The organism is Pseudarthrobacter sp. ATCC 49987 (assembly GCF_009928425.1).
Classification (GTDB): domain Bacteria; phylum Actinomycetota; class Actinomycetes; order Actinomycetales; family Micrococcaceae; genus Arthrobacter.
In genome coordinates this window covers 63986-78637 of the sequence record NZ_JAABNS010000003.1, presented here as the reverse complement: position 1 = coordinate 78637, position 14652 = coordinate 63986, and the positions used below count along the sequence as shown (strand labels likewise).

Sequence of the window (14652 nt, the reverse complement as noted above, 5' to 3'; positions counted from 1 at the left end):
TGTAGCAGGCTGGGGGACCGTCATAGACAGATCCTGCAGCCCTGGATTGCCACGTCAACCGTCTAACTTCTAGGGCGCGAGCGAGCCATGAAATTCCCAAGGCTACCCGTCCTCAAGTGCCGGTCGTAGCGCCCGATAGCCGGTCCCCCACCGCGACACTCTCGACCCTCTCCCCCAGCCGCAATAAATCCCATACAGATGCTGGGTGTGACTGTTAGCCGAGAATGGCGGTTAAATGTCAGCTCATAGTGGCGGTTTGCTTAGGAGTTAAAGCAGTCAAGAGACGGCCGGTCACCCCCAATGGTGTCCGGCCGTCTCTGCACTGTTGCAACTCTGGTTGAACGATGGCCCTGCGAGTGTTGACCACGGGGTGGCCGCGTAGCGCGGCCACCCCTTGTCGTCGGGAGCTTAGGGCGCGGTGTTCACCACGGACGTCCGTACGGAGGTCCAGGTCATGACAGTTCCGGCGGGGAAGCCCGGATAGTCCTTCAGCAGGACGTTTCGTTCCCCGATCATCAGTCCGGTGGTCGGATCGATGATGGTTTCTTGCCTGGATCCTCCATCCGGGGACGGGATGCCGATGGCGATGCCAGTCCGTCCGTCGATTGTTGCCTGCTTATCCACGACAGTGACGCCGGGGATAAACGCGGCCGCCTTGTAGAAGGCAGCGCGCAGGTCCGCGGGGATAACTCCGGTGCGCAGGGCAGCCGTGATGGTACCCAAGGCCTTTAGGTTCGCTGTTTCGGTTTCTTTGGGTTCTGCCTTCTTCGGTGCCTCCGGCCGGTGCCCGGGGAGCATCCGCGCCAACGGCGCCTCAGCGGCCGGCGCTGCCGTGCGCCGCGGGGGCAACCCGAATGCGGGGCGGCTAGATGTCGGTTCGGCGCTCACGCGTTGACCTCCTGGGATTCAGCGACGGCGATGCGACGGGTCACCTCCATGGCGACCGCGGGGAGGTCCTCCGCCACGCTGGAAGCCGACTTTGGCCCGGCATTGCCGGCCTTCGCTTCACCACGCAGGACCTCCCACCATTTCGGTCCCTTGCTAAGCTCCCGCTCGAGCTCGTGAGCCAGCAACCCACGCTCACGGCACGCCTGGGCCGTGGCCTCCGCGTGGCGGATGCTCATCGGGAACAACACTTCGTCTGTACCAAAATCGGCGGTGAGGTGGTCGCGGGTGACCTTGTGAACATGCTTGGAATTCGTACCGGTACCGACGAGGACGACGCCCAGCAGGTCCAGGGAAGGATTGAGGCCGACGACGCTGTCCGTGCGTGCCGCGACTGCGACGACACCCTTCCGGCTGGACATATCTGTCTTCAGCGGTACCAGTGCGTAACGGGCAGCAGCTGCCGCGACAGCCCGCGCGGGCTCATTCCAGGCGGGCAGTCCAGCAGAACCAGATCGTACTCCCCCGCGACGGCGGCAAGCAGTTTGGCTAGCGCCAGCTGCGCAGCGTCACGATCCTTCTGGGCTTTGGCTCCAAGGAATGCCGCAGCATCGTCGAGATGGGGGGCCGCAGGCAATGACATCAAGATTGGCTCGGACGCCGGTGAGCAGGTCACGCTCTCCCCCGAAACATAGCGAAGCCGCCGGACTTCTGCCACCGTCGCCAGGGATATTGCACGCAAATCGAAGGGCCGCACGCAGTTGCTTTCGGTACGCTCGGCGGCCACATGGCGGTGATGGAACAATCTGCGGAAGCGCGGGTTGAAGGGCTCCGCGCATCGACGCAGGGTTCAGGGCTACCTGTCGCATGTCAGGTTGAGGCCTGAGACCCTCGGCACCTGGCGTCAGCTTCAAGGCAAAGCACCTTAACCTGACACGAGAACTGGCCCCTCCTGACGTCAGGCTGAGGTATGCCCCAACTGTACGAACTGGCGCGGCGCTATTTGGCGGCCTTTTTGTAATCGCTAAATGGTTCTTCAAACCCGACGGAACATCCTTACTGCAGGGCTTAACGTATGGGCAGCGGGCCGGCTCCTTCGACTTCATCCCGCATGTCCTTCGCGGCCTCAGCCGCAATGAGGTGTCATGACAGATCTCGGACCACTACCCTCTCTGGTGCGAGTTCCTGCTCACTTGAGGGCCGCTCCTTTGCGGCTCCAGACCAGACAAGCTCTCACTGGGGCTGTCGCGAGGCCGGCCTGTCCCAGATCCACCAACTGCTTGGCTTTGAGTGGCGGTTCCGTGTTGGACAGGGCAGCCTGGCGAGCGCCCGGTCAAATTCGCGACCGAGCACGGAAGGTAGTGGTTCAGGTTTCGCAAAGAGCCTTGTGGCGGCCGAAGATAACAGGGCAGCGGCAAGGCGCTGGAGATCAGGGCCTCTGTCAGTTGTTGCTCTTGTTCTGGTTATTTCATGACTAGTCCGCCATCGACGAACAGGCAGGTCCCGGTCACGAAACTGGACCATCTACTGGCAAGAAACAGTACTGAGCCGGCTACGTCTTCAGGGGTGGCCAGACGGCGTAGCGGTGTGGCTGCTTCAAGTTCGTCTCGTTGTTCGTCGGTGGTGGCATGGCTTGAGTCGGTGGGGTAGACGAGTCCTGGAGCTACGCAGTTAACAGTGATGCCCAAGGGCCCAAGTTCCGAAGCGAGGTTTCGGGAGAATCCCAAAAGAGCCATCTTGGCGGTGGTGTAGTCGTGGTAGGGGACGCTGGGACGTTCGATGAGGTCCGTGACGAGATTGATGATCCGTCCGTCTCCGGTGGTTTTCATACCTGGCAACACCGATCGGCAAAGATTGTATGCGCCGCCAACGCTGCCATGGAATTGGGCTTGGTAGCTCTCCCAAGGCATGTCCCATGCGGTGCTGCGGGTCAGCGGGTCGAACGTGTAGCTCTGCAGGGCGTTGTTGACCAGCAGGTTTACGGGGCCGAAGCGTTCAGTAACTTCAGCGACCATAGTGGCCACGGCCTGGGGGTCGGTGACGTCGGCGGCGTATGCTTCGGCCCGGCCTCCCAGTGCTTCTAGGTCGGTGACTACTTGGTGCGCGGCTTCACTGTTTTGCAGGTAGTTTACGACGACGGTGGCACCGTGAGCTCCGAGGGCGCGTGCGATGGCAGCTCCGATGCCGCGGCTGGAACCGGTGACGATGGCGACCCGGTCGTTGAGCAGGTCACTGGTGCCCAGACTTTTTTCGAAGGACATCATGGTTGCCTTCCTGCTGAATTGTGCCGTGCGGGCAGGGTCCATTCGGCGTCGTAGTGTTCTAGCTCTGCCTCGGCTGCTCCTTCAATGTCAACCCAGCGGACCAGCGCAGTCAGGTTGCCCCGTCCGTCGTGGTGCCATCCGGCTGCGGGTTCGGGCATTTGCCCGACGGCGCAGATGCGGTCGACACCGCAGCGGCCAAGGGCCTGGGCCCAGTCGTTCAGCCGTTCGGGGGAGCAGGCCACACCGGCCGTCTGCAGGTAGCGGCGCACTGGAGCGGCGAGACGTTCGACGTCGTTTATTCCGTCCACGGGGTGGACGCGGAGGAGTCGGTTCAGTGGGGAGGGTTCGAAACGCTCCGGTTTTTCTTCGTAAATTACGGTCCAGCCGGTACCGGTGTCACTGCTGAACAGCTCGATCGTTTTGTTGTCATAGGCCCGGAATTCGTAGGAGGACCTTATGCGTTCGATTCCGGCGCTTTCCTCCAGGGTGAGCTGAGCGCGGGGTTTGCTGCGTTCGAAGCGGCTCATTTCGGCTGCCAGTGCGGCTGCGAAGGTTTTGGGATCCACTGCTCCGCCGCGTTCGATGAACAGGCAGTGGGGGGAGAGGCACCCTTGCTGGTCATACTGGGAAGCATCACGTGCTGCCCGGCGGGCGGTCTCGGTGTAGCGGTTGAGCGCCAACGCTTCCCGGCCGATGACCGCGAAACTCATTTTGTGCCCGTAAGGCACAAAGGGCATACCGGCAGGCAAGCGTCCTGCCACACTTTCAATCGCTTTTCGCCCCCCTGTTGCCGTTACTGCCTCGGAATGGTTGAACGCCGCTTGTTCAATGTCCTCGTCCCCTCCGGGCCAGTGCAGGATCGCCAGGCAAGTAGCGAGGTCGGGGTCTTCTTCGGCCAGGCTGAGGGCAAACAACACCGGAAACAACGGTTCACCGCTGGCGGATTTTCCCAGTGTTGCCGACTTGACCAAGAGCCCGCAGATCAGGTTCCACACCGGTAGCCCCGGAACGTTCCCGGCGAAAATCTGGGTGGCCAGCCTCGGTCCGTAGGCGCGGGAACGGCCTCCGGCCCGGTTAGGTTGGAACCCGTCGAGTACCAGCGGATTCTCGAAGTCCTGGGAAAGGAAACGAAGCAACCGGTCGCGGCGGAACGTCTTCAGGTACTCCTTCAAACCCCGACGGACCATTTCGGGGGCGTAGCCCGTCATGATGGGCAGCAACTGTTCGGCTTGCCGCCGCCACAGGTAGTCCGGATTGGCCCACTTGGCGATCACCCGCCCAAGGGCTTCGACTATGTCCATTACCGGCCGGTCGGCAAGGTGATCGGCTTGGGCTTGAAGGAGCCGCTGGCACAACAAATCGGTCAGGTGCGGGGTCACGACCGGCATCCGTAGGGCGACGCCGCCCCATGAGCGGGTTTCCCACGTCAGGCCCCCGAGTTCTGCCTGGCTGAGTTGAGGCAGGAAGAATCCATCGAGCACCGGGCCCCCGGCGGGCGGGCGGCGAACACAGGCTTCGGTTGTCATGTCGATTAGTCCCGGTTCGCAGCCAGGATCTCATCCAGGGCGATGGAGCATCCTCGGGCTTCGGTTCCCTCGGCGCGGCCCAGCAGGACGAAACCCTGTGTGTCGTCCTGCTGGGGGATACCCGGCGGGGTGAGGTAACCGATGTCCTCGGCGAGTACGGCAAGGCAGGACCCCCGGTTGGCCAGATCGTAGTGGACGATCAGGCCCTTTTGTCCGGGGGCTGCGGATGCTCCACTTTCGGGGTCCACTACGCGGATCCGCGTCCATGCAGGTGCAACCTTGTGGCGGGGTTGATTGTGGATTCTCTGTAAGGAGTCCCGGAGGGTGGTGTCATAGTACTGGGTGCTGATCTCGGTCATTCCGTAGTAGTTGACGCACCAGGGATCAGGTATTCCCAGGCGTCGGCGGAACTGGTCGCGCAGGTCCTCGGCGGATACTTCGCGGGAGCGTCCCTTGAACCCTCCGGTATCAAGCAGTCGGCTTCCCTTCGGGAGACGGAAGGAAAGACCCTCCTTTTCGAAGGCGTCAAGGAGGTGGACGTAGGCGAAGGAGGTGCCGAGCAAGGCGACAGGTTCCCCTGTTGCCTCTGCTTCCTGCAGGGCCGCTGCGACGCTGCGCCACTGCAGGTCATTTTTGTCCATAAAGTAGGCGCTGCCAGGTGCGCCGAAGAAGTCGACCAGCCGCCCGAAGAAGTAGGCAAGGGAGGAGTGTGGCTGTTCCTGAGGCCGGGCATTGAGGACCAGCAGTGGGATGCGTTCGCGGTCAGGCAGGAAGTACTGGGCGAAACCGGCCCGCAGCGACGCGTCGTACAGATGAAGGTGCGGGTGGTGGTTGCGTCCCCGCTGGCCGGGGTTGGTGCTGCCGCTGGTCATGAAAATTGCAGCGGCTTTTTCCGGTGGCTCGCAGGCGAGGGTGAGTTCTTTGAACGCGGCCAACGGTACAGGTGGGATCTGTTCCCAGCTGGTGAGCCTTCCAGGCTCCGCCCGACGTGAGCGGCAGAAGCGCCGGTAGGCCGGATTGTGGTCGTACTGATAGGCAAAAAGGTCTAAGGCGAGCTGGCCGAACTCGGAATCATCCGGTTCCGCCGGAGCGGCGCCGCGCTCGATGTACGACTGAATCCGCAGGTCCAGTCCGTCGCGGATGCCCGGGGCCGGGGTGTCCTGAGCGGCAGTCATCGGATGTTCTCCGGCGTCTTTTCGATGGCACCGGGCGCTCCAGAGAGCGAGGGCAACGGGACTACCCGCGCATTGAGGCTGGCCAGGTTGGTGCTCCGGCGTGCTGCCAGGGACACCAGAATAGTCACGGCCGCTGAGGCGGAGAGCGCGGCGAGGAACGGCGGCAGCGCGAGTCCTTCCGAGAACGTTGCTACGGCAACAGCTGCGGGCAGACTGCCGCCCACCACGAATCCATAACCTAGGGCGGCAGCGAGGCCGGCCAACGCACCACTGATAGCACCGGCAGTGGTGGAACGGTGCCACAAACCCAGCAAGGCCGGCACAATGGTCGCGGCGCAAAACAGGTCAGCTATGAGGAATAGGCGCAGCACCGAGAACCCCTGGAACGCCACCACGGCCGGGATGACGGTAAACACGACCGTGGCAATCCGTCCCCCGGTCAAGCCCATGGAAGGGACATGCGTGACAGCGACAGCGGCCAGGCCGTTCTGCAGGGTGTCCACCGTGGAGGCCACCAGGGCCAGGGTGAGGATCAAAACTGCCGCAAGGACCCACCCGGGCTGGAGGTCCAGCAGGGCAAAGAACGGAACGGGCGGCGTCCCAAGAGCCACACCGTAGGCTGCTGCAAGGAGTCCCACCATGCCTGCTGCAAAGACCACCGGGAAACGCGTTACCGCTCCAATGATCGCCCCGCGGGTCAGCGCACGCCCGTCCCGGGCTGCCCACACCCGCTGCCAGTAACCGTTGTGGAACAAGGTGGTGGCCGTGACCGCCACAATGAGCGTCAGCGCCGCCTCTATGCCGGTCACATCCACGGTGAACAGTGCCGGGTCGCTTGGAACATCCTCCCGGGACAGGCCGGTGAAGAGAACAGCGCCGACGACGATCAGCAGGGCAAACAACATCCATGACTGCCAACGGTCGGTGCGGATCGAGGCGCGGAGCCCTCCGTAAGCGGTGTAAAGGGCAGTGATAGCTGCGACGGCGGCAATGCCAAGACGCGGGTCCATGACGGACAGCCGTCCGAGCACCGCTCCGACGGCGGTCAGTTCAGCAGCCAAAGCGACGAGCATGTAGAGCATCGAAATAGCCAGAACGTAGAGGTGCATCGTCCGTCCGTAGCGAAGTTGGACGAACTCGATCAGGTTGTGGCCTTCGGGAACCAGAGCCCGCAGCCGCCGGCCGATGAGGACGAGTCCGATCAGGGGAACCGTGATGGCAACCGCGTATCCCAGCACTCCCGCCAAGCCCGTCGAAGCACCCACTTCGGGCGCTGCGAACAAAATCCACGCGCCTACGCCGGAGGCGAAGAAGGAAAGACCCAGCCCGAGGCCGCTCTGGCTGTTGCGTGCCACAGCGAACTCATCAAGATCACGGTCGCGTCCGACCCTGAGGCCGACCCAAGCGAATAGTCCCAGGACGACGATCAAAATGATGACAGTGGTGGAAAGTGCAAGCATCGAAGTTATCCCTTCGCCGGCATTACCCGGACAGGTTCTTGCGGTCGGCGACGCTTTCAGTCGCCCTCTCAGCCCGGTCCACACCCGAGCTCCCGCTCTACAGCATTCGACTGTAGTCGCGCTGGTCCCGGCGCTCAACATCCGCCCACTTGTGTCCACTACTTCCGCGGGCACGAAACCGAAACCGGGTGCTGTCAGCCGGTTCGGTTCGTTCCCTGGTTCTTGCAACGAACCGCTAAGGTAGCAGCAGTGACACGGGGTGCTGCCGACCCATGAATGCAGCTGAGAATAAACACCCGTTGAACCTGATCTAGTTCGAACTAGCGAAGGGATGTCGCGGATGGCTATTGGCTATACCTCGTCCGATTGTGCTCAGCTGCTTGAAGAATTGAGGGTCCGGAGCCCTCTGGTGCAGTGCCTTACCAACGCTGTGGTTACAAACTTCACCGCCAATGTCCTGCTGGCGATCGGTGCCGCTCCGGCCATGGTGGATATCCCGGAGGAAGCAAGCCAGTTCGCCCCCGTGGCCTCAGGGGTCCTGATCAACCTGGGGACCCCGCAGCACGGGCAACGGATCGCGATGATCGAGGCCGTTTCTGCCGCCAATGCTGCCGGGACTGCCTGGGTTTTGGATCCGGTTGCCATCGGGTCCTTGTCCGTGCGTACCGGGCTGGCGCACCAGCTTGCCGGGATGGGCCCGCGCATCATCCGCGGCAATGCCTCGGAGATTCTCGTCCTGGCCGGAGTGGGTGCCGGAAGCCGGGGGGCGTGGACTCAACAGAAGCACCTTCGGATGCCCTGGAGGCTGCGAGAAATTTGGCTATGTCGTCTGCTTCGGCAGTGGCGGTATCGGGCGCGGTGGATCTGATAGTGGGCCCTGACGGGGAAACCGTGGGTGTAGCCAACGGGCACGCCTGGCTGACCCAGATTACCGGTGGTGGATGCGCCCTTGGCGCGGTGATGGCAGCCTTTGCTTCCCTGACCGAAGACCCCCTGCTGGCGGCAACAGCGGCCACAGGGGTCTACACCATTGCTGCTGAGCAGGCTGCGGAGCGGGCCCAAGGTCCCGGTAGTTTCGCGGTGGAATTCCTTGACCGGCTCGCGGGCATCACCCCCGAAGACGTCGTCTCGGGGCTGAGCCTCCGCCCCGTGGATTCGCCGGGCAGCACCCGATGAGCTGGCGCAATTTCAGGACGGACATCAGACAGCATCTGCCGCTGTACCTAGTGACCGATACGCGCCAGTGCGGTTCAAGGACAGTCGCCGCTGTTGCTGCCGCGGCGGTGGCAGGAGGTGCCACAATGATCCAGGTGCGGGACAAGGAAGCCCCCGCCCGGGATTTGCTTCAACTGCTCGAGGCCGTCGCGGAATCCGTCGGCAATAAAGTTCCCGTGCTGGTTGATGACCGGGTCGACATTTTCCTGGCGGCGCGGGCGGCAGGAACGCAAGTGGCCGGAGTTCATGTCGGCCAGTCCGACGTGCCGGTTGAGTTGGCCCGCACCCTGGCGGGCCCGGAGGCCATCGTCGGGTTAAGCGCGGCAACCGACAACGAGATCCGGGCCGCGCACCGCCTACCGGCCGGGACCGTGGACTACCTGGGGGTCGGCGCCATCCATGCAACCGCAACCAAAGCTGATCACCCGACACCACTAGGAATTAACGGATTCGGTGCCCTGGTTACGGCAAGTACCCTGCCCTGCGTGGCAATCGGCGGCATCAGCAGCGCTCACGTACGCCCGCTGCGCAACGCCGGCGCCGCCGGGGTAGCCGTCGTCTCTGCTGTCTGCGCAGCCGATGATCCCCAGGCAGCGGCCCAGGAACTGAAGGAGGAATGGTGTTCCTGAAAGCGTTGACCCTGCGCGATGTCCCCCGGGTCCTCAGCATCGCCGGAACGGACCCGACCGGCGGCGAGGGATTCAGGCTGACCTGAAAAGCATTGCCGCACTGGGCGGGTAAGGGATTGGGGTGGCTTGTGAAAAAGTTAAATATCCGACGCTAAGGTTTTGCCGGGCGTCGTAGTGGCATGTATTTGCGGGGTTTGATGTTGGTTGGCGCGTGGCCAGGTGTAGTCGCCGGTCTGATGTGTTCCCAGCCCAAGGGCGAGAGGAATGAGCTCGCCCGCGGTGGTTTGCACCTGGCCAGAACACTGGGCACTGAACTCTCCCAGGAGACGATATCGCCAATATCACCGATGCCGTCGTGGAGTAGGTCGCAAAACCGGCCGCTGGAGGAGATCTACCCGATCATTATCTGGACGCGTTGGTGATCAAGGTCCTCGAGGCCACCACGTGGTGAACCGGTCCGCCTACATTGCCGTGGGCGTTGACCTTGAAGGCAGTCCTGGTGATCTGGGTCTAGGCCGCCGAGGGGGCAAAATTCTGCGTTGTCAAGGCTTTCTCCGTGCCCCACCGAGCAGGCCGCCCTGAAGTGTCTGTACCTGGCCACCCGGGCACTGGACCCCACCGGCAAAGGCAGGGCACGATGGGCCTCACGGTGGAAGCCGGCTCTGAATGCCCTCGCCATCAGCTTCGACGGAACAATCAACTAAATGCCAACCGTGGATCCACCGTTAAACGGACACTCCCCTTAACGCCCGTATTCGGTTTGTTGCTGGCGGCGCTGGTCCGGGGTCCTGGGTGGGGCGGTTGTGGCGGTGGCGGCTGCGGTGCGTGGTTGTGGCGGGAATGAGGCGTTCATGAGCCGTTGCATCTTTTCCATGCGGGGGTCGACTTCAGCCGGGGGTTCTGGCTGTGCCGGTTCTTCCGGTTTTGCGGCGTCGGCCATGAGCTGGTTGATCCGTGCCGAGTCTGCCTGGGCTGCTTTGAGCGCGTCGGCGTGCTTGAACGGTTCTGCCAAAGCCTTCTCTGCTTGTGCGCCATGGGAGAGTGCTTCCTGGCGTCGTGCTTCGACGTCGGCTGCGAGCTTTGGGAGCGAAGAGACTCTGTTTTCGAGTTGCCGGATGGTGCCTAGATCGGCGGACAGCAGGCTGCGGCGCGCTATTTGTGTGGTTGCCCGGGGCACTCCTTCGATGCGTACTTCGACGGTTGCCCGGTCAAGGTCCCGGGCCGGCATGAGGCGGGCACGGAGTTCGTGGCCGCCGAGGGTGGCAATGGTTCCGAGTTCGTCGTAGCCGTAGAGGTTCATGAGCCGTTGGCCGTGCTTGCCGGCCCATGCGCGGAGCGTCTCGGCCGCGTCCCCGCGGTTGTCGAGGGACTTCCCGTCGATGGTGGCTTTGAAGGCATCCGCCGTGGTGTCGAGAGTCCGCGCCGCTGCTGCCCGGATCAGGGGCAGGTCCTGCGCGGCGGCCTCGGCCGCCGATTGTTCACCGCGTTTGGTGTGGGCGACAGCAACCATGTTCCGGTTGTAGGCCCGGTCAAGGCGGCTCAGACGGGCCAGTTCCTGGTCGGCGACGGCCTTCTCCAGCACCAGCGGGTTGCCGCTGGTGATGGCTTTGGCCTGGGCGAAGTTCAGTGTGTTGTCCCCGATGTCCTCGATTTCGCGCACGTCCAGGCGCCCGCGCATGATCTGGTTGATGAACCGGGACTTTCGTTCAAGTCCCTGCCACATGAAGGAATCGAAGGATTCCTTGGTAACTACCTGGGAGATGCGGACCTCGGGGTTCTGGTTGCCTTGGCGCAGAATGCGGCCGTGGCGTTGTTCGACGTCGGAGGGCCGCCAGGGCGCGTCCATGTCCACCAGGTGCACGGCGCGTTTTTGAATGTTGGTGCCGACACCCATTTTTGAGGTCGATCCCATGAGCACGGCGATCTGGCCGGATCGGGCGGCGGCAAAGAGCCGGCCTTTCTCGGTGTCGTTCTTGGCTTCGTGGATGAACCTGACCATGTGTTCGGGCACGCCGCGGCGGCGAAGCTGGTCTTTGAGTTCGCCGTAGACGTTCCACCGGTCAGACGGTGTGCCGAAGTCGCAGAACACCAGTTGCAGGGCTCCGGGCACGGGGTCCGGTTCCCCGGTTTTCGGGTCGGTGTAGATGCGGTCTTTGTGTTCTTCGTACACGCTGGCCAGCAGGTCAGCGGTGGCGCTGATCTTGGTCGGTCCCTGCTGGGACAGTGCGGGGTCAACGAGTCTCATGTCCAGGGCGGCTTTGCGGCCGTCTGAGGAGACTTTGAGCATGTTGTCTTCCTCGGCGTCCACGAGCTTTTGCTGGATGCGGTCCACCCGCTGCCCGATGTCCTGGATGTACTCCCGCAGCTCGGGGCTGGGTTCCACGGTGAGCGTGTTCGGCTGCCGCAGCCCGTCCCCGTCGCGTGCGGCGAGCTCCGGGACGGGGAGCTTCAGGTCCTCGGCGGTCTTCACGTCCGCGAAGGTGTGGAACATTTTCAGCAGCTCGGGGACGTTCTGGAATTTCGCGAACCGGCTCTTGAGTTTGAACCGGTCACCGCCGGCGACGGAGAGTTCCATTTCCTCGACAACCTGCCCGAAGGTCGCGGCCCAGGTGTTGAAGTCCTGGATTCCGGCAGCCTGGAGCAGGTCCGGGCGGAGGTAGCGCTGCATGACGTACATTTCCGTGACGGAGTTGGCGATAGGTGTCGCTGTGGCTCCGGTGATCACGCGCCGGCCCTCGCGCTGGCGCAGGAACTCTGTCTTCATGTGCAGGTCCGATGCACGGTTGGAGCCCTGGATGCCGGCGCCGGGGATGTTGCTGGGCGTCTCCAGGTTCTTGTAGTCGTGCAGCTCGTCCACCACGAGGTAGTCAATGCCGGTTTCCTCGAAGCTGATGCCCGGATCGGCGGGGGTATCGAGCTTGGCTTTGAGGCGTTCTTCCCGTCCCAGGACCACCTTTTCGAGCCGTTTGACGATACTCGCGCTGGGCTGGCCGTTGTCCTGGCCGCTGTCCCTGACTGCTTCCAGCTCGGCCCGCGCCTGGGCGACTTCGGCCCTCATGTACGAGGCTTCAGCTTCTGGGCTGAGGCTCACGCGCTGGAACGCGGTGCGGGTCATGACCACGGCGTCCCACTCGTTGGCGGCCGCGCGGGCCACGAACTGCCGGCGCTTATCCCCGGCAAGGTCACTCGAGGATGCTGCGAGGATGCGGGCCTGCGGGTAGATCTGCAGCCATTCGCGGGCGAACTGTTCGAGCATGTGGTTGGGGATCACGACGGCGGGCTTGTTGACCATACCCAGCCGGCGCAGTTCCATCACGCCCATGACCATCTCGGCGGTCTTTCCCGCCCCGACCTGGTGGAACAGGCCCACGGCAGGCTCGGAGAGCATCCGGGCCACGGCCGCGCGCTGGTGAGGGCGCGGGGAGAAGTCCTTGGCCATTCCCGGCAGGGTCAGCCGCTCCCCCTCGGTGCTGTAGTCGCGCAGCACGATGGAATTGAAGCGGCGGTTGTACTCGTCAATGAGACGGGTGGCCCGTTCGGGTTCTTCCCACACCCATTCGCTGAATCGCTCCTGCAACAGCTGGGCTTTTTCCTGGGCCGCTGCGGTCTCGGTGGGGTTCAGGATGCGGCGCTTGTCCGCGCCCTCGTCCGTGACCCGCACGGGGCGCTGCTCCAGGACCTGTTTGAGGACATCGGAGGCCGGCATCCGCTGCGTGCCCCAGTTGCTGGTGGCGGCCAGGGTGTGGCGGTTGGCTTTGACGTCCCACATGGAGCCGGCGGCGTTGGAGACGGTGGCGTAGGGATCGTTCAGGATTTCCCGGACAAACTCCTGGTGCGTGCCGGCGTCGATCCAGACCGCACCGAGGCGGGCTTCCACCTCATCCATGCGCAGCGGTTCCGGCATGGCCGAGGTGAGGTCCCGGACGTTGACGGCGAACCGGTCATCGGAGAGCGCGGCCGCCTGGGCCACTTCCAGCTTCTCCCGCACGTTCCCGGACAGGTATTCGGCCCGGGTCTGGAAAGTCTCTTCGGCGCCGGGGATCTGGTAGATGCTCTCCCCCAGGGCGGCCCGGGCGTCAGCAGCGCTGATGCCCAACAGGGACGCTGCATAGTCCAGGTCAACCTCGCCCACGGTGTCGAGGGTGACGGTGAGCGCTTCTTCTGCGGTGTCCACGCCAAGGACCGGTCGGCGCGGTTGGACCTGACGGGTCGAAAGCAGGGCAGCCGGTGAAGCGGTCTGCGTGGCTTCATCGAAGTTTTCCAACGCCATCACCAAAGGACCGAACGGGTCCCGGGAGACGATAGTGACTGCCTTGGGCGTCATGCGGGCCTGGATGGGCTCCTGCGTCTCTTCATCCACGCGCCCTGTGTTCCGGAGCGTGTAGCGGTTGATCGGCCCGTAGGTTTCCGCGTACCGGTCGTAGGCGCTCTTCAGGTCCTCACGGAGTCCGTCAATGCCGGCGGTGTCCTCGCGGCTTTCGGCCTCTGCGGTGAGCAGCTGCCGGGCGCGGTCGCGCAGCCCCAGCAGAGCCCGGAGTTCAGCGGCCTGGGTCTTGGGCACGGCGAGTTCGGTGTGTGAGCCTTTCTCGACAACGGTGAAGCCGTTGTCGGCGGCGCTGATGTGGCCGTCCCACTCGTGGGCGGCCGCCGGAACATAGGCCGCCCGCTGGCGTTCCTGGTCAGCGGTCCGCCCGGTCATCACCATCCCGGCGGTCCGGGCCTCGCGTACGACGTCGGCCAGCGCTGCGTTCAGGCGGTCCGGGACGGTCGAAAGATCATCGGTGGTCAGCTGCAGGGTTTCGGCCCCGTACATGGCGTGGCTGACGTGCAGCTCGCCAAGGAGGCGTTCGGGGTATTCATCGAAGTAGGAGTTCAGGCGGGTAATGGTCCCGTCGATCTGGCGGGCGGTGACGGTTTCCCAGAGGGTGGAGGCCGGTTCCTGCCGGGTTTCCCGGCGGCGGAAGATCAGCAGGTCCGTCATGGCATCGGTGCCGGCTGCCTTGCGGTGTGAGCCGGTGGGCAGCCGGACGGCGCCCACGAGGTCAGCCAGCTGGTTCATTTCCCGGCGGGCTGAGGGGTCCGTTCCGTCCAGGGTGAAGCTGGACGTCAGCACCGCGACCATGCCGTCCGGGCGGGTCAGTTCCAGGGACTTGAGGATGAAGTGGTTGTGGATTGAGTGGCCGCCGGCGTTGTGGCGGGGATCGTGCAGGGTGACGTTCGCAAACGGCACATTGCCGATAGCCAGGTCGAAGTGCCCGGTCGGCAGCTTGGTATCGGCAAAGGACTCAGCGCGGACGGTGGCCTCGGGGTAAAGGGCCTGGGAGATGGCCGCGGTGGTCGGATCCAGCTCCACACCGGTCATCTCGGCGGCGTCCGGGGCGAAGCCCATGAAGGTTCCCACACCGGATCCCGGTTCCAGGACAGTGCCCCCGGTGAAGCCAAGCTCCTGGACGGTGGACCACATGGCCTGCACGTAGGCGGCGTCCGTGTAGTGGGCG

The 14652-nt window shown here is 63.8% G+C and carries 8 protein-coding genes, 4 pseudogenes and 2 riboswitches; of the genes and pseudogenes, 4 read left to right on the top strand and 8 right to left on the bottom strand.

Annotated elements, in window-relative coordinates; genetic code table 11:
• Positions 1 to 408: 408 nt before the first annotated feature.
• The 7 genes from GXK59_RS19960 to GXK59_RS19930 form a co-directional block, all read right to left on the bottom strand.
• Positions 409 to 723, bottom strand: a complete 315-nt coding sequence (locus GXK59_RS19960; protein ID WP_160669330.1) for a hypothetical protein — start codon at positions 721 to 723, stop codon at positions 409 to 411.
• Between the two features lie 161 nt (positions 724 to 884).
• On the bottom strand, positions 885 to 1307 hold the full coding sequence (locus GXK59_RS19955; RefSeq protein ID WP_160669329.1) for a hypothetical protein: 423 nt from the start codon (positions 1305 to 1307) through the stop codon (positions 885 to 887).
• A gap of 8 nt (positions 1308 to 1315) precedes the next feature.
• Positions 1316 to 1528, bottom strand: a complete 213-nt coding sequence (locus GXK59_RS19950; RefSeq protein ID WP_160669328.1) for a hypothetical protein — start codon at positions 1526 to 1528, stop codon at positions 1316 to 1318.
• A gap of 820 nt (positions 1529 to 2348) precedes the next feature.
• Positions 2349 to 3149 (bottom strand): 3-oxoacyl-ACP reductase, encoded by an 801-nt coding sequence (locus GXK59_RS19945; protein WP_237394039.1) that lies wholly within the window; start codon positions 3147 to 3149, stop codon positions 2349 to 2351.
• Positions 3146 to 4675, bottom strand: coding sequence for an acyl-CoA reductase (locus GXK59_RS19940; RefSeq protein WP_160669327.1), 1530 nt, complete (start codon positions 4673 to 4675; stop codon positions 3146 to 3148). Before GXK59_RS19940 ends, GXK59_RS19945 begins: the two co-directional genes overlap by 4 nt.
• A gap of 5 nt (positions 4676 to 4680) precedes the next feature.
• Positions 4681 to 5850 (bottom strand): LuxE/PaaK family acyltransferase, encoded by a 1170-nt coding sequence (locus GXK59_RS19935; RefSeq protein ID WP_160669326.1) that lies wholly within the window; start codon positions 5848 to 5850, stop codon positions 4681 to 4683.
• Complete coding sequence (locus GXK59_RS19930) at positions 5847 to 7310, bottom strand: sodium:solute symporter family transporter (RefSeq protein ID WP_160669325.1); 1464 nt, start codon at positions 7308 to 7310, stop codon at positions 5847 to 5849. Before GXK59_RS19930 ends, GXK59_RS19935 begins: the two co-directional genes overlap by 4 nt.
• Positions 7300 to 7416, bottom strand: a riboswitch (TPP riboswitch). It overlaps the preceding gene by 11 nt.
• 139 nt (positions 7417 to 7555) lie before the next feature.
• A riboswitch (TPP riboswitch) is annotated at positions 7556 to 7659 on the top strand.
• Here GXK59_RS19930 and thiM point away from each other — a divergent pair.
• The 4 pseudogenes from thiM to GXK59_RS19905 form a co-directional block, all read left to right on the top strand.
• Positions 7651 to 8486: pseudogene (thiM, locus tag GXK59_RS19925) on the top strand (hydroxyethylthiazole kinase). It overlaps the preceding riboswitch by 9 nt.
• Positions 8483 to 9263: pseudogene (thiE, locus tag GXK59_RS19920) on the top strand (thiamine phosphate synthase); the annotation flags it as partial. The pseudogenes thiM and thiE, both read left to right, overlap by 4 nt.
• A 178-nt stretch (positions 9264 to 9441) precedes the next feature.
• Positions 9442 to 9667, top strand: a pseudogene (locus GXK59_RS19910) (transposase); the annotation flags it as partial.
• A 47-nt stretch (positions 9668 to 9714) separates the two neighbouring features.
• Positions 9715 to 9858, top strand: a pseudogene (locus tag GXK59_RS19905) (IS256 family transposase); the annotation flags it as partial.
• A 38-nt stretch (positions 9859 to 9896) separates the two neighbouring features.
• Here the strand turns inward: GXK59_RS19905 and GXK59_RS19900 are convergent.
• Positions 9897 to 14618 (bottom strand): helicase-related protein, encoded by a 4722-nt coding sequence (locus tag GXK59_RS19900; protein WP_237394038.1) that lies wholly within the window; start codon positions 14616 to 14618, stop codon positions 9897 to 9899.
• Between the last annotated feature and the right edge of the window lie 34 nt (positions 14619 to 14652).